Source organism: Faecalibacillus intestinalis, assembly GCF_003024685.1.
Classification (GTDB): domain Bacteria; phylum Bacillota_I; class Bacilli_A; order Erysipelotrichales; family Coprobacillaceae; genus Faecalibacillus; species Faecalibacillus intestinalis.
The window spans coordinates 16,706-39,073 of the sequence record NZ_PYLQ01000016.1 but is presented as its reverse complement, the minus strand read 5'-3'; the positions used below and the strand labels follow the sequence as shown (position 1 = coordinate 39,073).

Genomic DNA, 22,368 nt, shown 5'->3' with positions numbered 1-22,368 from the left:
CCTGTCCATTCTTTTTGTTTATTAATAGATTCCTTGAGAAATCATAGCTTCTACTACTTTTTCAAAACCAGCAATATTAGCACCTTTGATTAAGTCAAATCCTAATCCATATTTTTCAGCAGCAGCAACAGAGTTGTTGAAAATTGATTTCATGATATTATGCAATTTTTCATCAACTTCTTCACTTGTCCAGTTATATCTCATAGAGTTTTGAGACATTTCTAATGCTGAAACAGCAACACCACCAGCGTTAGCGGATTTTGCAGGTCCTAAAGTACCACCATTTGCTGTAAAGTAAGCAATTGCTTCAGGTGTACTTGGCATGTTAGCACCTTCGATGATGTATTTACATCCATTAGCGATCAATTGTTTAGCTTCTTCTTCACCAATTTCATTTTGAGTAGCACAAGGGAAAGCCATATCCACTTTTAATCCCCATGGTTTTTCACCAGGATGGAATTCACATCCGAATTTTTCAGCATAGTCTTTTAATTTAACATCATTTGATGAACGAATTTTTAATAAGAAATCAATTTTTTCATCAGTATTGATTCCATCAGGATCATAAACGTATCCATCTCTACCAGAAATAGAAACAACTTTTGCTCCATATTCTTTAGCTTTGATACATACACCCCAAGCAACGTTACCATATCCAGAAACAGCAATTGTTTTTCCTTCATAAGTATCGTTGAAATGAGCTAATACTTCTTTGCCATAGTATACAGCACCAAACCCAGTAGCTTCTGGTCTAATTAATGAACCACCATAAGTCATTCCTTTACCAGTTAAAACACCGTTTTCATAAGCATCTTTAATACGTTTGTATTGTCCAAATAAATATCCGATTTCTCTACCACCAACACCGATATCTCCAGCAGGTACGTCAACGCTAGGTCCAATGTGACGATATAATTCAGTCATGAATGATTGACAGAATCTCATAACTTCAGCATCTGATTTACCTTGTGGATCGAAATCAGAGCCACCTTTACCACCACCAATAGGAAGTGTTGTTAATGAGTTTTTGAAAATTTGTTCGAATCCTAAGAATTTAATAATTCCAAGGTTAACAGAAGGGTGGAATCTTAAACCACCTTTATAAGGTCCAATAGCACTAGAGAATTGAATACGATATCCTCTGTTTACTTGAACTTTACCTTGATCATCCATCCAAGGTACTTTAAACATTAAAGTTCTTTCTGGTTCAGTTAATCTTTCTAAAATAGCCATATCTTCATACTCAGGATGAGCTTTGATTACTGGTTCTAAGCTTTCTAATACTTCTTCAACAGCTTGGATAAATTCAGGTTGATCAGTATTTTTAGCTTTTAAGTTTGTTAATACTCTTTCAATATATTCCATTGTTATATCCTCCTAGGGCTATCATACATCTTTAATAATAATAAATGAATAAATTAAGAAAAAGTTATCATATAAATAAGTTATCGTGATAATAAAAATACTACACAACGTGTTTTATCACGATAAAAATTGTATACAATCAATTATCAAAAAATTAAAAATTACAACTTATGATTTGCATACAATAAAGTATTTAAAGTATAAAATATTTCATAAAAATACATAATCATCTTTTCTTTGTATACAATCTATGCTAGAATAAAGCACAACAAGAGGTGATTACTATGAAAATACTAAATAACACACAATTACATCACCATCATTGGAAAAAGTAGGGTTATATCATTTATGATACAGCCCATTTTGTCTATCACAATTAAGCTGTATCTAATGATGTTGAAACGAGTCATTAGATGACTCGTTTTTTTAATAAAGGGGGATTTTTATGGAAGAGTTTAAATATTTAATACCTGAAGAGAGTATAGATGCAATTATTACCAATGTTGAAAAATTAAGGGAAATTGAAAATCATTTACGACATGTTTTTTCAAATTATGGATACAATGAAGTATTAATGCCGTCATTTGAATATGTTGATTTATATACAAAACTAGATTGTGGTTTTACTGTTGATAAGATGTTTCAATATATCAATCACGAAGGTAAAAACGTTGCCATGCGTTTAGATTTCACAATACCACTAGCTAGATTATATGCCAATAGTGCCAATACAGGTGAAGCACGCTATAGTTATTTTGGAAAAGTTTATCGTAAAGAAACAATGCATAAAGGAAGAAGTAGTGAGTTTTTCCAAGGTGGTGTAGAGTTAATGAATAAACCTGGGCTTCAAGGAGATAAGGAAGTCATGACAATGATTCAAGAATCATTACCAGGAATTTCTTTAAAAAATATTCTTTTGGAATTAGGTTCTGCTAAATTCTATAATCGTTTATTAGAATTAGTTGGAAACCAAAGAAATGAACTTGAAGATATTTTAAGATTAAGAGATATGAGTGAAATGAAACGTTTTATTTCAAAAAATGATTTTGAAGAAAGCTTAAATCAATTGCTGTTATCTTTACCAACATGCTTTGGAAATATTGATTTACTTCATCAAATGATGGATAAATGTCAAGATTCTGTTTTGTTAGGGGCATTACAAGAATTAAAAGATCTTTATGAATCATTAGATAGTAAAGAAGGAATTATTTTTGATTTAGGAATGGTTCCAACCATGAAATATTATACAGGCTTTATGATTAAAGGATATAGTGATCAAAGTGCAAATCCAATTTTATCAGGAGGACGTTATGATGATTTGCTTCCTAGATTTAATGTTGATAAAACAGCTGTTGGGTTCTGCTTTCATATGAATCATATTTTAAAAGCCATTGAAAAAGAGGGAGAGTAACATGATTAAAATAGCTATTACTAAAGGAAGAATCGAAAAACAAGTATGTAAACTGCTTGCAGAAGCAGGTTTTGATATGGATCCTATTTTTAATAAAGATCGAGAATTATTAATTGAAACAAAAGATGGAATTTCAATGATTTTTGGTAAACCCAATGACGTTGTTACATTTTTGGAACATGGGATTGTTGATATTGGTTTTGTAGGAAAGGATACGTTGGATGATGTAGATTTTGAAGATTACTATGAACTTCTAGATTTGGAAATAGGAAAATGTTATTTCGCAGTAGCTGCTTATCCAGAATATCGAAATAAAGTATTTAATCGTCGTAAAAAGATTGCTAGCAAATATACAAATGTTGCGAAGAAATATTTTGCTTCTAAACAAGAAGATGTGGAAATTATTAAATTAGAAGGGTCAGTTGAACTTGGACCAGTGACAGGTATTTCTGATGCCATTGTTGATCTTGTGGAAACAGGTTCAACTCTTAAAGCAAATGGTCTAGAAGTAATTGAAAAAGTAAGCGATATTTCAACAAGAATGATTGTTAATAAGGTAGCTTTTAAATTTAAGAAGGATGAAATTATGAATATTGTAAATCAATTAGAAAAAGTAATAGGGGGAAATTAAGATGCTTAAAGTAATTGAGTATGATGGGAATTTAAAAGGGATTGCACAAAAATTAAATAATCGAAAAGAAGAAATTTCGATAGAAGTTAATAATGCTGTAAATGATATTATTAATGATATTAGAAAAAATGGAAACCAAGCCTTGATCAACTATTGTCGAAAATTTGATGGTTATCAAATTAAAGATGAAAATGATTTCGTTGTTTCAAATCAAGAAAAAGAAGAAGCTTTAAAACAAGTGGATCAAGATTACATAAGAATCCTTGAAAGAACAAAACAACAAATTACAGAATTCCATAAAAATCAAATTGATAAATCATGGTCATTATATAAAGATAACGGAGTGATCATGGGACAAATGGCAAGACCAATTGAAAGAGTTGCTTTATATGTTCCAGGTGGAACAGCTGCCTATCCTTCAACGGTTTTAATGAATGCCATTCCTGCAAAACTTTCTGGAGTTAAAGATTTAGTCATTATTACACCGGTTAAAGCAGATGGCAAAGTTAATCCTGTAATTATCGCAGCTGCTAAAGTATCAGGAGTAGATACTATTTATAAATTTGGGGGAGCACAAGGGGTTGCTGCGATTGCTAATGGAACGGAAACAATAGAAAAAGTTGATAAAATTGTAGGTCCAGGAAATATCTTTGTTGCTACTGCAAAGAAATTAAGTTATGGAGTTGTTGATATTGATATGGTAGCAGGACCAAGTGAAGTTTTAGTAATTGCTGATGAAAATGCAAATCCTAAATATATTGCTGCTGATTTAATGTCACAAGCAGAACATGATAAACTTGCTAGTGCAATGCTTGTAACAACAAGTAAAGAACTTGTTGAAAAAGTCAATGTTGAACTCAAAAGACAAATGGCTTATTTATCACGTAAAGAAATTATTGAAGAATCTCTTCAAAATTATGGAGGAGCAATTCTTGTAAAAGACTTAAAAGAAGCTTTTGAAGTATCTAATTATTTAGCGCCAGAACATTTAGAAGTTTTAGTTGAAAACCCAGTCAATACACTTCCTTATATTAAAAATGCAGGTTCTATTTTCCTTGGAGAATACTCACCAGAACCTCTAGGTGATTATATGTCAGGAACAAACCATGTTTTACCAACAGGAGGAACAGCTAAATTCTACTCAGCGCTAGGTGTTTATGATTTCGTTAAATATTCATCTTATAGTTATTATCCCAAAGGTGTTTTAGAAACATTTAAAGATGATGTTCAAACTTTCGCAAAAAGTGAAGGTTTAGATGCTCATGCAAATAGTATTGCTGTACGTTTTGAGGAGGAATAATCATGAGAGAAGCTAAACTAGAAAGAAATACAAATGAAACACAAATTAGTTTAGAAATTAATTTAGATGGTACAGGGAAAGCAGAGATTCAAACAGGGATTGGTTTTTTTGATCATATGTTGACTTTGCTAGCTTTCCATAGTGAAATGGATATCAAAATGATTTGTCATGGTGATTTAGAAGTAGATAGTCATCATAGCGTTGAAGATATGGGAATTGCTTTAGGTAAAACTATTTTAGAAGCTTTAGGTGATAAAAAGGGTATTACACGTTATGGGCATTTTACAATTCCTATGGATGAAGCACTAGTAACATGTAATTTAGATATTTCAGGAAGAAGTTTCCTTGTTTTTAATGTAGATATTCCTAAAGTTAATTTAGGAAATTATGAAAGTGAAATGACAGAAGAATTTTTTAGAGCGGTTGCTTACAATATGAATGCAACATTACATTTAAATGAGGCTTATGGAAATAATGTTCATCATGTAATCGAAGCATGTTTTAAAGCTTTTGGAAGAGCTTTAAAAGAGGCGGTACGCATTGATGAAAAAAATATAGATAAGATTGTTTCTTCAAAAGGAGTTTTATAAATGATTGTTATTATTGATTACAATGTAGGAAATTTAAAAAGTGTTGTCGGTGCTTTTAAAAGAATTGGACTTGAAGCTGTTGTTTCTAGAGATGAAAAAGTTATTAAAGAAGCTAAGGGAATTGTTTTACCTGGAGTAGGAACTTTTCCTACTGCGATGAAGAATTTAGAAAAGTATCATTTAGTTGATATTTTAACAGAGCGAAAAGAGGCAGGAATTCCTATTCTTGGGATTTGTTTAGGAATGCAAATTTTATTTGAAAAAGGGTATGAAGTAAAAGAAACAAAAGGACTAGGATTTATTCCAGGTTCAGTACGTTATATGGATATTGATGAAAAGATTCCTCATATGGGATGGAATCAATTACATATAACAAATCATCAACCAATTTTGAAATATGTACATGAAAATGATGATGCTTATTTTGTACATTCATATATGGCACATTGTAAAGATGAAAATCTTGTAGCGTATACAGATTATGGAACTACTAAAGTTACAGCTTTAGTGCAAAATAAAAATGTCATTGGGTGCCAATTTCATCCTGAAAAATCAGGAATGGTTGGGCATAAAATATTACTTGCGTTTAAGGAGATGGTCGAATGTTAGTTATTCCAGCAATAGATTTAAAAGATGGACAAGCAGTACGTTTATTTAAAGGAGATTATAATCAAAAAACGGTTTATAGTGATCATCCAGAAGAACTTGCTCAAACTTTTGAAAAAGCAGGAGCTATTTATTTACATGTTGTAGATTTAGATGGCGCTAAAGATGGTTTTGCTAAAAATTTAGAAACGATTAAAAAAATTAGAAATAGCACAAAAATGAAAATAGAACTTGGTGGAGGAATCCGTGATTTGAAAACAGTTCAACTCTATTTAGATAAAGTAGGAATTGATCGTGTTATTTTAGGAACTGCAGCTTTAAAAGACCCCGAATTTTTAAAAGAAGCATTAAGACAATATGGCAGTGAGAAAATAGTTGTCGGTGTAGATGTTAAAAATGGTTTTGTTTCTACAGCAGGATGGTTAGAAACAAGTCAAATGCCTTATATTGAATTTATTCAATATTTGGAATCTATTGGTGTTGGTTATATTGTAGCAACAGATATTTCTAAAGATGGAACTTTGACAGGACCTAATTTTGAAATGTATGATGAAATCGCTAAAAACAGTCAAATTCAATTTGTTGTTTCTGGAGGAATTAAAGATTTTGATAATATTCAAAAAGTTGCTCAAAAAGATTATTATGCATGTATCGTTGGAAAAGCTTATTATGAAAAGAAAATTGATTTAAAGGAGACAATCAAATGCTTACAAAACGTATAATTCCTTGTTTGGATATCAAAGATGGGAAAGTGGTTAAAGGAGTTAATTTTGTTGGGTTAAAAGATGTTGGAGACCCTATTGAACTTGCTAAAAAATATGACGTACAATGTGCAGATGAAGTTGTCTTTTTGGATATTACAGCTTCTTATGAAGATAGAGGCATTATGAAAGATATTATTGAACGCGGGGCTTCAGAACTAACAATTCCTCTAGCAGTAGGAGGTGGAATTAGAACATTAGATGATTTTAGAATGATTCTTGCCTCAGGTGCTGATAAAGTTTCTGTTAATTCTGCAGCAATTGTTAATCCTCAACTAATTAAAGAAGCAGCTGATGAATTTGGGGTTCAATGTGTAGTAATTGCTATTGATGCCAAAAAAAGAGAAGATCAAAGTGGATGGGATGTCTACGTTAAAGGTGGAAGAGAAAATACAGGTTTAGATTTAATTGAATGGGTAAAAAAATGCGAAAGTTTAGGTGCTGGAGAAGTATTGCTTACTTCGATGGATGCTGACGGAACTAAAGCGGGTTATGATATTGAAATGCTTAATGCTGTTTGTAAGGCTGTTGATATTCCAGTTATTGCTTCAGGAGGTTGTGGAAGCATTCAAGATATTATTGATGTTTTTGAAAAGACAAATGTAGATGCAGCTTTAGTAGCTTCACTTTTCCATTTTAATGAAGCAACTGTTGAAGATGTAAGAAATGAATGTAAAAAACATGGTATAAATGTAAGGAGAACAAGATAATGAGACCAGATTTTAATAAAATGGAATTAATTCCAGCAATTGTCCAAGATTATCAAACAAAAGAAGTATTAATGTTAGCTTATGTCAATGAAGAAGCTTATGATAAAATGTTAGAACTTAAACAAACTGTTTTTTATTCAAGAAGCAGACAAAAGTTATGGCATAAAGGAGAAGAATCAGGACATTTTCAAGATATTAAAGGAATGTATTTAGATTGTGATTTAGATACTTTATTGATTTATGTCAAACAAACAGGAGTGGCTTGTCATACTGGGGCTTATTCATGCTTCTTTAATGAAGTACAAGCTTATGATGCAAGAGATATTTTTAGAGAATTGGAAAAAACAATTGCTGATCGTAAAATTCATCCAGTTGAAAAATCTTATACAAATTACTTATTGAATGAAGGGGTTGATAAGATTTGTAAAAAAGTGGGTGAAGAGGCAAGCGAAACAATTATTGCAGCAAAAAATGATAATAAGGAAGAATTGGTTGGAGAAATATCTGATTTATTATTCCACACTTTTGTTTTAATGAATGATCGAGGTGTCAGTTTAGAAGATATTCAAAATAAACTTAAAGAAAGACATCAAGTAACTGGAAACAAAAAAGAATTTCATACAAGAGGAGATTATTAAATCTTCTCTTTTTATGTTTCATATTATGAAAAAATGTAAACGAATACATGAAAATGAATATAATAATAATCAATGATAAAGGAGGAATTCAAATGGGATTTAAAGAAGGATTTTTCTGGGGAGGAGCAACAGCTGCAAACCAATATGAAGGTGGATGGAATGAAGGCGGACGAGGTCCAGCTTTAACAGATTTTACAACAGGTGGAAGTGTCAAAGAACCAAGAAAAGTAACTTGGATCGATAAAGATGGGAACGCTCATGCAACACCACAAGTTCATTTTGATGATGCTTTACCAGAAGGCGGAGATCATTATGCATGTTTAGATGATTATCTATATCCAAATCATGAAGGTACAGATTTCTATCATCATTATAAAGAAGATATTAAATTATTTGCAGACATGGGATTCAAGATGTTTAGAATGTCTATTTCTTGGTCAAGAATTTATCCAAAAGGAATTGAAGAAACACCTAATCAAGAAGGTATTGAATTCTATAGAGATGTATTTAAAGAATTAAGAAAATATAACATTGAACCATTAGTCACAATTCATCACTTTGATACACCAATTTATTTAGTGGAAAAATATGGCGATTGGCAAGATCGTCAATACATTGAATTCTTTGTAAAATACTGTAAAACAGTCTTTACAGAATACAAAGGACTTGTTAAATATTGGTTAACATTTAACGAAATTAATAACACATTAAATGTTATTAATATGTTTGGTAATGGTACAACTAATGAAGATTATAAAAAACGTTTAACACATTTACATTATCAATTTGTTGCCAGCGCAAAAGCTGTTAAATTAGGACATGAAATTGATCCTGAAAATAAAATTGGTTGTATGTTAGGTGGAGCAATTACTTATCCTCATACATGTGATCCCAAAGATGTTTTATTAAATCAACAAACAATGGAAGAAAATTTCTGGTATTGTGGAGATGTTCAATGCTTTGGTGCTTATCCTCCATTTGCAAAGAGAATTTGGAAAGAACATAACATTATAGATTTAGATATCACTGAAGAAGATTTAAAAGTCTTAAAAGAAGGTGTTGTTGATATGTTTACATATAGTTACTATATGACAAACAATGTGACAACTCATGAAACAGAAGATACAGTACAAGGTAACTTTGCGGCAGGTATTCGTAACCCATATTTAACTTATTCAGATTGGGGATGGGCCTTAGATCCATTAGGACTTCAATATTCGTTAGAAAAAATCTATGACCGTTATAGAATTCCACTAATGGTCGTAGAAAATGGACTAGGTGCTTATGATACAGTAGAAGAAGATGGATCAATCCATGATGATTATCGTATTGATTACTATAGACCACATATTGAAGCAATGTCAGCTGCTTGTGATAATGGGGTTGATTTAATTGCTTATACAACATGGGGATGTATTGATTTAGTTTCTGCTGGAACTGGAGAAATGAGAAAACGTTATGGTTTCATTTATGTAGATAAACATGATGATGGAACTGGTGATTTATCAAGAAGACCAAAGGATTCATTCTATTGGTATAAAAAAGTAATAGAATCAAACGGAACTGATTTAAATTAATTTAACAGATAATTTATGAATAAGAGAAAATAGAAATATTTTCTCTTATTTGTTATAATAATAAAAAATGGAGGATATTTATGAGAACAATAGATTATCATATGCATACATATTTCTCTGGAGATAGTGAAGCAAACCCAAGAGAACATGTTTTAAAAGCAATTGAAATGAATTTAGATGAAATCTGTTTTACAGATCATCGTGATTTTGATTATCCAATAGATTCTTTTGAATTAGATGTTGAAAACTATTATCAAGAGATTCAAAGTTTAAAAGAGGAATTCAAAGATCAAATAAAAATTAAATGGGGTATTGAAATGGGATTGGATTTAGATCATCAAGAAGAAATTGAAAATTTAATTCAACAATATCCTTTTGATTTTGTTATTGGATCTATTCATGTGATTCATCATACAGAATTTTATTATGGTGAATTTTTTAAAGGAAAAACCAAGGAACAAGCACATCGTGAATTTTTTGAAGAAACATTAAAATGTGTAAAAGCTTTCGATTGTTTTAATGTTTTAGGCCATTTAGATTATATTGTAAGATATGGACCTTATGAGGATAAAACTGTTGATCATCAAAAATATCAAGATATTATAGATGAAATCTTTAAAACGCTTATTCAAAAAGGAAAAGGTATTGAAGTCAATACATCGGGATATCGAGATTTAAAAACATGTGGATTTCCTAATTTCGAACAGGTACAACGTTACTATGATTTAGGAGGACGTATTATTACCATTGGTACTGATAGTCATACAAGTGATCGTGTTGGTGAAAATTGTTTAAATGTAGCAAAAAAATATCAGGAAATTGGTTTTGACGATGTCAGTACATTTACGCAAAGAAAAAGAGATTAACACAATGTTCTTTTTTTCTAGATATGGTATAATATAGAAACAAAAGGAGTGAAGAAGTATGGAATTATATACTAAAGAAAGTTTAAAAGAAGTTATTGAAAAATCAAAGGATGAATTTTATATGCCAAAGGCATTATTTGATCATTATAAAAGTTTAAGATTAGAAACAAAACTTGCTTATGTTTCAATTCTAGAAACAATGAAAAATAAAGCGGGTTATACAACTGAAAATACAGCTTATATTAAAGTGGATAATCCCCAAATTCAAGTAAATCTTGCAAAACTTGCTAATAAAGAAGTTGATCAAGAAAAAGTAAATAAATATTTAAAAGAATTAGAAGAAGTTGAATTAATAAAGGTAGATAAACAAAATATTTTTGTTTATGATGTTTTATCATGATTCATTTTTTAACACAAAGATTTATTGAAAATTATGGTGATTATAAAAATCAAAAAGTAAGACAAGCTTATGGAACGTTATGTTCCATTTTGTCCATTATATGCAATATTGTTTTAGTTATTTTTAAAATAACAATTGGTTTAATTGTTCATTCGGTAGCTATCCAAGCAGATGGTTTAAATAACTTATCGGATGTAGGAAGTAATTTAGCTTCTTTATTTGGCTTTAAACTTGCTAATAAACATCCTGATAAAGATCATCCCTATGGTCATGGACGTTATGAATATATTGCAGGAATGGTGATTGCTTTTTTAATTTTAGTAGTAGGTATTCAATCTTTAAAAGAATCAGTTGTTAAGATTTTTAATCCTGAAAAAGTTATGTTTTCATTTGTTGCAGTAGTGATTTTAATATTTTCTATTTTAGTGAAGCTATGGATGTATTATTTTAATAATCAAATTGGCAAAAAAATTGATTCATCATCTTTAAAAGCTGCAGGACAAGATAGTTTAAATGATGTTGTGACAACATTTGCAACACTTGTTTCTTTAATACTTACATTGATAACTGATTTACCAGTTGATGGAATTATTGGGACAATTGTTTCTTTAATTGTTATTTTTGCAGGAATTAATGTATTTAAAGATACAATCAATCCTTTATTAGGATTGGCACCTGATAAAGCCTTGATAGATGACATTGAAAATTTTATTATGTCATATGATAAACCTTTAGGTATTCATGATTTAATGATGCATGATTATGGACCAGGAAGAATGTTTATGACACTTCATGTGGAAGTAGATTGTCAAGAAGATGTTATGAAAATTCATGAAGAAATCGATGATATTGAAAGAGCAATTCAAGAAAAATATCATATTCATACGACCATTCATTATGATCCAGTGGATGTGCATAATCCAAGGTTATTAGCTTTAAAACAACAAGTTTTAGAAATTGTAAAAGGAATAGATGAACATTATTCGATTCATGATTTTAGAATGGTTCCAGGAAAGAATCATACAAATTTAATATTTGATGTTTTAATACCAGCTAATGATCAAATTAGTCATCAAATTTTAAAGAATAAAATAAGTGCTGAAGTCAAACAAATCAGTGACGAATATCATTGCGTCATTGAAATTGATCATGCTTTTGTTTAAAGAGGAGAAATCCTCTTTTTATTTATTGTGATACTTGTATATACATAATAAAATAATGTTTATGAGGAGGATGTTTATGAAAAAAGTAATGTTAGGTGTTTCTTTATATCCAGAACAAGAAACATTAGAAGAAATTGAGGCCTATTTAAAAAAGCATCGACTTATGGTTTTAAAAAAATATTTACAAGCATGTTTTCAGTACCAGGGACAAAAGAAGAAATTATTGTTTATTTTAAAGATTTTACAAAAATCGTTCATAAATATGGCATGATTGTTTCTGGTGACTGTAATAGTGAATTATTTCATAGATTAGAAGCAACAGAAACAGACTTTCGGTTTTTAAAGATATTGGGGTAGATATTTTAAGAATGGATTTTAGTTTTAACGATGAAAGGGATGCCACTCTTATTAATAATAAAGAAGGTATTAAAATTGAAATGTCTACAAGTTTTATTGATGTCATTGAAACAGCTATTAAAAATGGAGTTAAACCAGAAAATATTTCTACATGTCATAATTTCTATCCAGAAAGATATACGGCTCCAAGTTTAGAAGCTATTAATGATATTAATAATTATTGGAAAGCTAAAAATATTCCAGTAGCTATCTTTATTTCAAGTTTAGTTAAAGGAAGTCATGGACCATGGCCAGTGAGTGATGGTCTTCCAACCATTGAAGAACATCGAGATATGCCGATAGAAATTCAATTAAAACACTGTTTAGCTTTAGACAATATAGATGAAATAATCATTGGAAATGCCTATGCTAGTGATGAAGAATTTAAAGCAATCGATCAAGTAATGAAACAAGTGTATGTTGATATTCCTAAAAATGAATCTTTAGGGTTTTTAGCAGATTTTGTGCCCCATGGTTTAACTAAAAGAATACCTTTTAAGATTCATTTAGATAAGGGTATTACTGCTTTGGAAAAAGAAATTTTATTTAATTATCCAAGTCATAGTGATTTAGGTGATTGTATGAATTATATGTTACGTTCACGTTGGACAAGAATGATTTATAAAGGAAAAGAAATTCCGTGTCGTCCTTGTGATAAAGCGTACTATACAAGGGTGATGTTGTAATTGTCAATGACAATCTTGTACATTATCGAGGAGAAATTCAAATCGTTTTAAAAGAAATGAAGGTAGATGGTCAAAGAAATTTACTAGGACATATTGATGAAAATGAAATCTTTATTTTAGAACATATTAAAGCAAAAGATGTTTTTACCTTTGTTGAATAAAGTAGATAGAAATCTACTTTTTCTTTTGTTTTTATAGCTAAAAAGAAGAAAATATGACATAATGGTTGAGGTGATATTATGGAAAATACAAAAAAAGAAAAGAAAGAATATACAAAAGATTCATTAGATGATGGAGTCATTACAACAGGTTTTTTAGAAGTATTACCTGATGGATTTGGTTTTATTAGAAATGCAAATTATTTATCAGATCCTCATGATGTCTATGTCTCTCAATCACAAATTTATAAATTTAAATTAAAAACAGGTGATTTTATTACAGGTGTTGTTAGGGAACCAAAAGCATCTGAAAAGTTTAGATCTCTTTTACATATTCAAAAAATCAATCATTATGATTTAGAAACAGCAATGAAAAGAAAATCCTTTGAAAGCTTAACACCAATTTTTCCAAATGAAAAAATTAGTGTTGGCAAAAGTGGAAAAATAGCGATGAGAATGATAGATTTACTTGCTCCTATTGGTAAAGGTCAAAGAGGAATTATTGTTTCTCCTCCAAAAGCAGGGAAAACAACCCTTTTAAAAGATATAGCTTTAGCTGTTAAAGAAAATAATAAAGATATACATATTTTAATTTTATTAATTGATGAAAGACCAGAAGAAGTAACGGATATTAAAGAAGCTGTTGAAGGAGATAATGTGGAAGTTCTTTATTCAACATTTGATGAAACACCAGATCGACATAAAAAAGTATCAGAAATGGTCATTGAAAGAGCAAAACGTCTTGTTGAACATGGTCAAGATGTAATGATTTTATTAGATAGTATAACACGTTTAACACGTTCTTATAATTTGATTTGTTCGCCATCAGGAAGAACACTTTCAGGAGGATTAGATCCAAACTGTCTTTATATGCCAAAGAGATTTTTTGGTGCGGCTAGAAATATGAGAGAAGGGGGAAGTTTGACGATTCTTGCAACTGCTCTTGTAGATACAGGAAGTCGTATGGATGATGTTATTTATGAAGAGTTTAAAGGAACAGGAAACATGGAACTTGTATTATCTCGTACAATGCAAGAAAAACGCATTTTTCCAGCAATCGACATAGCTAAATCTGGAACAAGAAGAGAAGATTTATTATTAAGTGAAAAAGAACTACAAGTGAACCATATGATTCATTATTCATTAAATGGGACACGTGCGAGTCAAAATTTAGATGATGCGCTTTTATTATTTAGAAATACTAAAAATAATGATGAACTTATTGAAACAATGTTAAAAAGAAAAGTAGGATAGAATTTCTATCCTTTTTAAATAGGTGTTATATGATAGAAATAAGACATGAAAAACTTAATATAGAAAAACCTTATAGATGTATTGTTGTTTCTGATATTCATAGTCATTTAGATCGTTTCAAACAGCTTTTAAAAGAAGCACGATATACTACACAAGACTATTTGATTATTGATGGAGATTTTGTAGAAAAGGGAACACAAGCCATAGAAACAGTACACTATCTTCAATATTTACAACAAAAAAGCCAAAGGGTATATGTTTTACTAGGTAATTGTGAATATGCTTTAGATGCATTGATTAATGATGATGATCTTTGTCAAGAAATGTTACATTACTTACGTAAAATTGGTAAAAGTGGAATGATTGATCAAATTGTTTCTCGAAAACATTTAGATTTGAAGAAAGAAAAACCACAAATTTTACAAAAAATTGTAAGAGAATCTTTACAAGAAGAACTTAATTATATAGCGAGTTTGCCTACTTCAATAGAAACCGATGATTTTTTATGTATTCATGCTGGGATTGAAAACAAAAATGATTGGCAAAATGCACCGCTTTCTTCATTTATCGAAAAAAGAGATTTTCAAAAAATAGGTCATTGTTTAAAAAAATATGTCATAGTAGGTCATTTGCCAACGTCAAATTTTTATCAAAGTCAAATTAAAAATGATGTTTTGATGGATTTTGATAAAAAAATAATTAGTATTGATGGCGGAACAGGGGTTAAATTTATCAGTCAATTGAATGCACTTATTATTGAAAATGATGGTAAGAATTTAACTTTTAAGAATCATTTTGTACAACCTTTACCAATCTATAGAATAAAACAAGACAAATTTGTAGAAAATAAGGAAAATCATAAGGTTTCCTGGCCAAATTTTGAAATAGAAATTTTAGAAAAAAGAGAAGAATTTTCATTTTGTAAAGTTATTCATACAAACCAAATGTTATGGATCAAAAATGAATTTATTTATTTGAAAAATAAACACTTTTATTGTTTAGATGATTATATTGATCATTTTATAACGGTTCATGAAAATGAAGATGTTAAAGTAATAGGATTATATGGGAAATTTGCCTATATTATCAAAAATAAAGAAATAGGCTGGATAGAAAGCGGATATTTAGAAAAAATATAATTATTTAGAAATCTTTAGAATAATTTAGATTTTTTTTAAGAAATATGGGTTAAAATAAAAAGGAAGGTAAAAATCATGGAACTTAGAATACTTCAGTATTTTTTAATGGTTGCGCGTGAGAAAAATATTACGCGTGCAGCTAAGCAACTACATATGACACAACCTACATTATCAAGACAATTAATGCAGTTGGAAGATGAATTAGGAAAGCCTTTATTTATTCGAGGAAAAAGAAAAATAGAACTCACAGATGAGGGTGTTTTACTTAGAAGAAGAGCAGAAGAAATTTTATCACTTGTTAATAAAACAGAACAAGAGATTACTCAAAGTGAAGAAGAAATGGTTGGTCAAATTATGATAGGAACGGGTATTTTTTCATCTTCACAAACGGTTCTTTCGCAAGTGATTGAAGAGTTTCATGATGAATACCCTCTTGTAAAATTTGATATCTATGTAGGAAATGCGGATTTGATTAAAGAAAGAGTTGATCAAGGATTAGTAGATATTGGGATTTTGTTAGAACCAGTAGATATTTCAAAATATAATCATTTACGTATACCGCTTCAAGAAAAATGGGGAATCATTGTTTCAAAAACTAATTCTTTGGCTCATAAGCCCTATGTTAAAAAAGAGGATTTAAAAGAATTACCATTGTTTTTAACAAATAGAGAAATTGTTCAAAGTGAAATTTCTAATTGGTTAAAAGGGGATGTTTCGTTGCACAGCATGTTTTCTTATAATTTTGCTTCAGCAATTCTTCCTTTTATTCAAGATGATCAAGGAGCAGCGATTACAGTAGAAGGAGCCTATCAGGTGTTAAATCAAAAGAATATTTGTTTCATTCCTTTTTATCCAGAACTATCAACAAATACCGTTTTTATATGGAAGAAATATACACGTCTTTCACCAGTTATTGATAGGTTTATTAAAAAAGTACAAGAATATTTAGAAAAGAGTAGGAGTCTATATGAAAAATAGAAAAAAATTAGTGATTACTTTGATTGGAGTAATCGTCTTAGGAATAGGTTTATTTGTTTATCAAACATTTATAAAAAAACAACTGCATTTTAAAGAAAATATGACAGTAGAAATTAATGGAAAATTTAATCCCAATAGCTATATTAGTGAAGTTGAACATGGAAGTGTTAAAGATGTAGCATGTCAAAGCAAAAATTTAAATATTAAAAAGCTAGGAAAATATGAAGTGACATATACATATAAAAATAGAGAATATACAACAACGATTCAAGTTGTAGATACACAAAAACCTGTATTTAAGGGATTGGATGATTTGACGGTTTCTTTAAATACAACACCGGATTTAAAAGCTGGTGTGGAAGTAAGCGATAATAGTTTAGAAGAAATTAAATACAAAATAGATGATAAAAATTTAGATACTTCTAAAGAAGGAACGTATGAAGTTACTTATGTGGCAAAAGATAGTTCAGGTAACAAAACAATAGCCAAAAGAAAAATAGAAGTTATTAAAAAAATCGGAAGTGATAAACAATCTAATGAAAAAGTGGTTTATTTAACATTTGATGATGGTCCATCAGAAAATACTAAAAAAATCATGGATATACTTGCAAAATATGATGCTAAAGCAACATTTTTTGTAACAGGAAGAAATCAAGATTATAATTATTTGATTAAAGATGCTTATAATGCAGGACATACGATTGCTCTTCATACGTATAGTCATGAATATTCAACTGTCTATGCTTCAGTTGATGCTTATTTTGATGATTTAAATAAAGTAGGTCAAATGGTAAAAAAAGAAATCGGTTTTGTACCACATTATATTCGTTTCCCAGGTGGAAGTTCAAATACAGTATCAAGAAGATATTGTCAAGGAATTATGTCAACTCTTACAAAAGAAGTTGTTGAAAAAGGATATCAATATTATGATTGGAATGGAGATTCAACAGATGCTTCAGGAAATCATGTAGCTGTAGATAAGTTGATTAGAAACGGGACATCATGTCATGATAATAATGTCATGATTTTATGCCACGATACACAAGCTAAGGATACCACTGTTCAAGCCTTACCTGCTATTATTGAACACTATAAAAATTTAGGCTATACTTTTAAAGGAATTGATGATGCGACATATGCCCCACATCAAAGTGTTAATAATTAATAAAAGTAATGTTCATTTTTGGACATTACTTTTCATTTTATTAATTTCTTCTTTTATTTTTTCAATACTTTTTTCTAATAAATCATAATCATTTTGATTTTGTTTAGAAAGGGAATTTTGATCTTGTAAATAAGAGATATAAGCACTGTTTAAAGAGAGCATATCTCCTAGAGTTGTTAAAAAAGCGCCAATAATGGCCTGTTCATCATTTGAAAAACATTCATTAAATGATTGTGAAATGATGACAATCATCTGATTAAGTAAAACAGTATTCATGTAAGGTAGAGACATATAATCACCAATATATTATATGTATCAAAAGATGAGTTGACTGAACGAAATAAATATTTATTGATAAAAAATATAGTTATTAAAATAAAAAACTATTGACAAACAAAAAAAGAGGTATAATATATAGGCATACATATAAATGAGCGATGAACAAGATACGATTTTACATCCGCTTCCTATAGAGAACATTCGGTTGGTGGAAAGAATGTAGGTAATGATATAAGACCATCACTTGTGAGCTATTTTCTTGAAATAAAAGTAGGGGAATCGTAATTTCTGCGTTAAAGGAATAGCATTATAAAAAGATGTGAAGGGGCGATTAAATATCGCAATCTAAGTGGTACCGCGGAACAAGGTTTTCGTCTTAGCGTAAAGTTAAGCGAAAACCTTTTTATATGTGATGATTGATTTAAAAGAGGGGGATTCATTTATGAATGGTTTACTATTACTTGGATTAAGTGCTTTAATTTTAGTAGTGGCTTATTTATTCTATGGTCGTTACTTAGTTAAAACATGGGGAATTGATCCAAAAGCAACAACACCTGCTGTTGCAAAAGAAGATGGGACAGACTTTGTACCTACAAACAAATGGTCAGTCTTTGCTCATCAATTCTCATCAATTGCAGGAGCTGGACCTGTTACTGGACCAGTTATGGCAATGATGTTTGGTTGGCTACCAGCTTTTTTATGGGTTATCGTTGGTGGTGTATTCTTTGGTGCTGTACAAGATTTTGGCGCACTTTATGCTTCTGTTAAAACAGAAGGGAAATCAATGGGACAAATCATTGAAAAATATATTGGACGTAAAGGTAAAAAATTATTTTTCTTATTTTGTTGGATTTTCACATTAATTGTTATTGCAGCTTTCGCTGATATGGTTGCAGGAACATTTAATGGAATTAGTGCTGATGGGGCTAAACTTGCTCCAAATGCAAGTGCTGCTTCAATTTCAATTTTATATGTCTTTGTAGCAATGGCCTTTGGTTTATTCTTGAAAAAAGTTAAACTAGAAGGTTTACCAAAAGTGATTCTTGGTATTGCTTTAATTATTGCTATGTTAGCACTTGGAATTATGTTTCCAGTATATGCTACTAAAACAACTTGGATTTATGTTGTCTTTGTATATATTTTCTTTGCTTCAGTTACACCTATGTGGTTACTTAAAACACCACGTGATTATTTAACAACATTCTTATTTATCGGAATGATCGTTGCTGCTGTAATTGGTGTGTTTGTAAGCAATCCAACAATTACAACACCTGCTTTTGTAGGATTTAAATCTGCTTCAGGAAGTTATATCTTCCCAACATTATTTGTTACAATTGCTTGTGGTGCTGTTTCTGGTTTCCATTCACTTGTCTCATCTGAAACAAGTTCAAAATTAGTAGAAAACGAAAAAGATATGTTACAAGTTGGTTATGGTTCTATGTTACTTGAATCATTACTTGCTATCTTAGTTATCGTTATTGTTGGTGCTTTACCAAACTTAAAAGCATCGGGTGTCTTAGATAGTACACTTGCTAATATGGCTTTAGCTGATACAGCAACACCATTTACTAAATTCTCAGCTGGTGTTACTGGTTTAGTTGCTCAACTTGGTTTACCTCAATCTTGGGGATTATGTATTATGACAATGTTTGTTTCAGCTCTTGCTTTAACTTCATTAGATGCTGTTGCAAGAATTTCAAGAATGTCTTTCCAAGAATTCTTTGAAGTAGAAGAAGGACAAGAACCAAGTGGTTTAGTTAAAGTTTTAACTAATAAATACGTTTCAACAATTATTTCTTTAGTTTGTGGATATTTATTAAGTTTAGGTGGATATGTTAATATTTGGCCATTATTTGGATCAGCTAACCAATTATTAGCTGCAATGGTTTTAATTTCATTAGCTGTTTTCTTAAAAGTTACTGGAAGAAAAGGATTTATGTTATATATCCCAATGGTATTAATGTTTATCGTTACAATGACAGCGTTAGTACAAGCTATCTATGGAATCGTTATGAAATTATTTGTAACTGGTGGATTTGTCTTAATGGTTGATGGTTTACAATTAGTAGTCGCAATCTTACTTGTTGCATTAGGATTAATGATTGGTTTCAACTCAGGAAGTAAACTTGTAAAAGAAAAATAAAGATAATAAAAAAGCTTCATGATGAAGCTTTTTTTGTGTTTTAGTTCATATAAGAACCACCATTTATATCTATACCTTGACCAGTAATATATTTAGAGGCATCACTTGCTAGAAAGGCAATAACTTCTGCAACATCATCTGTTTCACCTAAACGTCCAAGTGGAATACCAGTAGCACTGTAATTTGTATTAGCTGTCATATTTGTGTTGATGACACTAGGACAAACAGCGTTAACATTAATATTATAAGTTCCTAAAACTTTTGCATAACTTTTTGTAGCAGATAAAAGACCACCTTTACTTGCAGCATAACTTACAGAAGAAGCGATACCTCCAATTCTTGCAGCCACAGAAGAAATGTTTATGATCTTTCCATATTTTTGTTTTTTCATTATTTTAATAACTTCTCTTACACATAAATGAGCACCTCTTAAATTAATATTCATACACCAATCCCATTTATCAGCATCCAAATCTTCAATAGGGGTTGTTGGACAAACACCAGCTCCATTAATCAAAATATGAACAGTGTGCATTTTTTCTAATGCAAATTCAAATAGATGTTCAATATCTTCAGGATTAGAAACATCTACTTTGCATGGATAACAGTGACATCCTGTTTCTTCTTTTAGTTTTTTAGCGCTTTTTGTTGCTTGCTCAATATTTAAATCAGCTAAAACAACACCAGCCAATCCTTTTTTTGCAAGTGTTTTTGCAGCTTCGTAACTGATTCCGCCAGCTCCTCCAGTAACAACAGCATATTTTCCTTCAAATTCTTTATTCATAAATATAATCCTCCTTATCTTTATTATAAAAACAAAAAATAGATATTAAGAAGAGAATTTATAGATATATTTTATAGAAATTAGGTATTTTTATTTAAGGTGTTTTGTTGTGTATTTGACGATAATTAGTATATAATAGTTATCAAAAAGGAAGTGTCAAAATGGAAAAAGAAAATATATACGCTAAAAGAATAGATCAAGTACAAATGTCATCTATTCGTGTTGTTATGGAAAAGGTTGAAAAATTAAAAAGTCAAGGGAAAAGTGTTGTATCTTTATGTGCAGGAGAACCTGATTTTAATACACCAGAGGGAATTAAGAAAGCAACGATAGAAGCTTTAAATAATAATCAAACGCATTATAGTTCTAATAGAGGATATTTAGGTTTAAGACAAAAAGTAGCTCAATTGTTAAAGGAACAAACAACAGTTGATTATGATAGTGATCAAGAAATCATTATGACTTGTGGTTGTAGTGAAGCAATCAATAATGCATGTCTTGCTTTTATTGAACCAGGAGATGAAGTTATTATATTTACACCAGCCTTCGTTTCTTATCAAAATACAGTTTTACTATGTGAGGGAATTCCTGTAGAAATTCCATTAAAAGCAAGTAATGAATTTCAAATTGATATTGAAGAATTGAAATCAAAAATTACAAATAAAACAAAAATGATGATTATCAATAACCCTAGTAATCCAACAGGAGCTGTTTATCAAAAGGAAACATTAGAAAAGGTATGCCAACTAGCTCGAGAAAACAATATTTTAATATTAGCTGATGAAATTTATAATCAACTCGATTATGAAAAGCAATATGTTTCTATTGCCTCATTTGAAAACATGAAAGATTATACAATTATTGTTAATGGTTTTTCAAAAGCATATGCGATGACTGGTTGGCGAATGGGATATATTGCTGCAAGTAAAAAACATATTGATCATATTTTAAAAGTACATCAATATACAACAACTTCACAAATGACATTTGCGCAAATAGGAATGGCTAAAGCAATTGATCAAGAAGATGTAAAAAAAGAAGTTCAACATATGATCCAAACATTTCATGAAAGAAGAACATTCATTATGGAACAATTGGATCAATGTGAAAATCTTTCATACATTAAACCTCATGGGGCTTTCTATATTATGGTTGATGTTTCTAAGACGGGATTTAATGGACAAGAGTTTGCGGATAAGTTACTTGATTATGGTGTAGCGGTTGTACCAGCAAGTGGTTTTGGAAAAGGTTTAAATAATTTTATTAGAATTTCTTTTGCTTCATCAAAAGAAAATATTGAAGAAGCTTTCAGTAGAATTAAAAACTTATTATCAGAGTTAAAAGAAAAATAGAATAAAAATTTATATA

At 30.0% G+C, this 22,368-nt stretch carries 24 protein-coding genes, 1 pseudogene and 1 other annotated feature; of the genes and pseudogenes, 22 read left to right on the top strand and 3 right to left on the bottom strand.

Features of this window, described 5'->3' with window-relative positions:
* Positions 1–21 precede the first annotated feature (21 nt).
* A complete protein-coding gene (gene gdhA / locus C7U54_RS10545; protein ID WP_107030280.1) occupies positions 22–1,365 on the bottom strand; it encodes an NADP-specific glutamate dehydrogenase in 1,344 nt (447 codons plus the stop codon).
* Positions 1,366–1,810: 445 nt separating this feature from the next.
* Between gdhA and C7U54_RS10540 the strand changes: the two genes are divergently transcribed.
* The 20 genes and pseudogenes from C7U54_RS10540 to C7U54_RS10450 all read left to right on the top strand — a co-directional run bounded on the left by C7U54_RS10540 (position 1,811) and on the right by C7U54_RS10450 (position 17,794).
* Complete coding sequence (locus C7U54_RS10540) at positions 1,811–2,776, top strand: ATP phosphoribosyltransferase regulatory subunit (protein ID WP_107030279.1); 966 nt, start codon at positions 1,811–1,813, stop codon at positions 2,774–2,776.
* A gap of 1 nt (position 2,777) precedes the next feature.
* Entirely contained in the window at positions 2,778–3,407 is a 630-nt protein-coding gene (hisG, locus tag C7U54_RS10535) for an ATP phosphoribosyltransferase (protein ID WP_022001730.1), read from the top strand.
* 1 nt (position 3,408) lies between these two features.
* A complete protein-coding gene (gene hisD / locus C7U54_RS10530) occupies positions 3,409–4,707 on the top strand; it encodes a histidinol dehydrogenase (protein ID WP_107030278.1) in 1,299 nt (432 codons plus the stop codon).
* A gap of 2 nt (positions 4,708–4,709) precedes the next feature.
* Positions 4,710–5,297 carry an imidazoleglycerol-phosphate dehydratase HisB gene (gene hisB, locus C7U54_RS10525; RefSeq protein WP_022001728.1) on the top strand — a complete coding sequence of 196 codons (588 nt, stop codon included), beginning with the start codon at positions 4,710–4,712 and terminating at the stop codon, positions 5,295–5,297.
* Entirely contained in the window at positions 5,298–5,906 is a 609-nt protein-coding gene (gene hisH, locus C7U54_RS10520; RefSeq protein WP_107030277.1) for an imidazole glycerol phosphate synthase subunit HisH, read from the top strand.
* Positions 5,900–6,625 carry a 1-(5-phosphoribosyl)-5-[(5-phosphoribosylamino)methylideneamino]imidazole-4-carboxamide isomerase gene (gene hisA, locus C7U54_RS10515; RefSeq protein WP_022001726.1) on the top strand — a complete coding sequence of 242 codons (726 nt, stop codon included), beginning with the start codon at positions 5,900–5,902 and terminating at the stop codon, positions 6,623–6,625. Before hisH ends, hisA begins: the two co-directional genes overlap by 7 nt.
* Positions 6,607–7,374, top strand: coding sequence for an imidazole glycerol phosphate synthase subunit HisF (gene hisF, locus C7U54_RS10510; RefSeq protein ID WP_107030276.1), 768 nt, complete (start codon positions 6,607–6,609; stop codon positions 7,372–7,374). The genes hisA and hisF overlap by 19 nt, the downstream gene beginning before the upstream one ends.
* Positions 7,374–8,012, top strand: coding sequence for a bifunctional phosphoribosyl-AMP cyclohydrolase/phosphoribosyl-ATP diphosphatase HisIE (hisIE, locus tag C7U54_RS10505; RefSeq protein WP_107030275.1), 639 nt, complete (start codon positions 7,374–7,376; stop codon positions 8,010–8,012). The genes hisF and hisIE overlap by 1 nt, the downstream gene beginning before the upstream one ends.
* A 92-nt stretch (positions 8,013–8,104) precedes the next feature.
* Positions 8,105–9,589, top strand: a complete 1,485-nt coding sequence (locus tag C7U54_RS10500) for a family 1 glycosylhydrolase (protein WP_107030274.1) — start codon at positions 8,105–8,107, stop codon at positions 9,587–9,589.
* A gap of 80 nt (positions 9,590–9,669) precedes the next feature.
* Entirely contained in the window at positions 9,670–10,455 is a 786-nt protein-coding gene (locus C7U54_RS10495; protein WP_107030273.1) for a histidinol-phosphatase HisJ family protein, read from the top strand.
* A 58-nt stretch (positions 10,456–10,513) separates the two neighbouring features.
* Complete coding sequence (locus C7U54_RS10490) at positions 10,514–10,855, top strand: hypothetical protein (RefSeq protein WP_107030272.1); 342 nt, start codon at positions 10,514–10,516, stop codon at positions 10,853–10,855.
* A complete protein-coding gene (locus C7U54_RS10485) occupies positions 10,852–12,018 on the top strand; it encodes a cation diffusion facilitator family transporter (protein WP_022001720.1) in 1,167 nt (388 codons plus the stop codon). The genes C7U54_RS10490 and C7U54_RS10485 overlap by 4 nt, the downstream gene beginning before the upstream one ends.
* A 76-nt stretch (positions 12,019–12,094) precedes the next feature.
* Complete coding sequence (locus C7U54_RS14470) at positions 12,095–12,289, top strand: DUF871 domain-containing protein (protein ID WP_146137630.1); 195 nt, start codon at positions 12,095–12,097, stop codon at positions 12,287–12,289.
* Positions 12,208–12,752: pseudogene (locus C7U54_RS15585) on the top strand (MupG family TIM beta-alpha barrel fold protein); the annotation flags it as partial. The gene C7U54_RS14470 and the pseudogene C7U54_RS15585, both read left to right, overlap by 82 nt.
* 66 nt (positions 12,753–12,818) lie before the next feature.
* A complete protein-coding gene (locus tag C7U54_RS15580; protein WP_329990319.1) occupies positions 12,819–13,100 on the top strand; it encodes a phospho-sugar glycosidase domain-containing protein in 282 nt (93 codons plus the stop codon).
* Positions 13,100–13,261 (top strand): phospho-sugar glycosidase domain-containing protein, encoded by a 162-nt coding sequence (locus C7U54_RS15575; RefSeq protein WP_107030270.1) that lies wholly within the window; start codon positions 13,100–13,102, stop codon positions 13,259–13,261. Before C7U54_RS15580 ends, C7U54_RS15575 begins: the two co-directional genes overlap by 1 nt.
* 78 nt (positions 13,262–13,339) lie before the next feature.
* Positions 13,340–14,512 (top strand): transcription termination factor Rho, encoded by a 1,173-nt coding sequence (gene rho, locus C7U54_RS10465; protein ID WP_107030269.1) that lies wholly within the window; start codon positions 13,340–13,342, stop codon positions 14,510–14,512.
* Positions 14,513–14,541: 29 nt separating this feature from the next.
* A complete protein-coding gene (locus C7U54_RS10460) occupies positions 14,542–15,651 on the top strand; it encodes a metallophosphoesterase (protein ID WP_107030268.1) in 1,110 nt (369 codons plus the stop codon).
* 75 nt (positions 15,652–15,726) lie between these two features.
* Entirely contained in the window at positions 15,727–16,629 is a 903-nt protein-coding gene (locus C7U54_RS10455; protein ID WP_107030267.1) for a LysR family transcriptional regulator, read from the top strand.
* Entirely contained in the window at positions 16,619–17,794 is a 1,176-nt protein-coding gene (locus C7U54_RS10450) for a polysaccharide deacetylase (RefSeq protein WP_107030266.1), read from the top strand. Before C7U54_RS10455 ends, C7U54_RS10450 begins: the two co-directional genes overlap by 11 nt.
* Before the next feature lie 12 nt (positions 17,795–17,806).
* Here C7U54_RS10450 and C7U54_RS10445 read toward each other — a convergent pair whose 3' ends face one another.
* Positions 17,807–18,085 (bottom strand): hypothetical protein, encoded by a 279-nt coding sequence (locus C7U54_RS10445; protein WP_107030265.1) that lies wholly within the window; start codon positions 18,083–18,085, stop codon positions 17,807–17,809.
* 137 nt (positions 18,086–18,222) lie between these two features.
* Positions 18,223–18,455, top strand: a binding site (T-box leader).
* Between the two features lie 60 nt (positions 18,456–18,515).
* On the opposite strand from C7U54_RS10445, the gene C7U54_RS10440 reads away from it, so the two are divergent.
* Entirely contained in the window at positions 18,516–20,216 is a 1,701-nt protein-coding gene (locus C7U54_RS10440) for a carbon starvation CstA family protein (protein ID WP_048923931.1), read from the top strand.
* A gap of 40 nt (positions 20,217–20,256) precedes the next feature.
* Here the strand turns inward: C7U54_RS10440 and C7U54_RS10435 are convergent, their stop codons facing one another.
* The gene (locus tag C7U54_RS10435; protein ID WP_107030264.1) at positions 20,257–21,000 is read right to left on the bottom strand and encodes an SDR family NAD(P)-dependent oxidoreductase; all 744 of its coding nucleotides are present in this window, start codon (positions 20,998–21,000) and stop codon (positions 20,257–20,259) included.
* Positions 21,001–21,161: 161 nt separating this feature from the next.
* On the opposite strand from C7U54_RS10435, the gene C7U54_RS10430 reads away from it, so the two are divergent.
* Positions 21,162–22,352, top strand: a complete 1,191-nt coding sequence (locus tag C7U54_RS10430; RefSeq protein WP_107030263.1) for a pyridoxal phosphate-dependent aminotransferase — start codon at positions 21,162–21,164, stop codon at positions 22,350–22,352.
* The last annotated feature ends 16 nt before the right edge of the window (positions 22,353–22,368 follow it).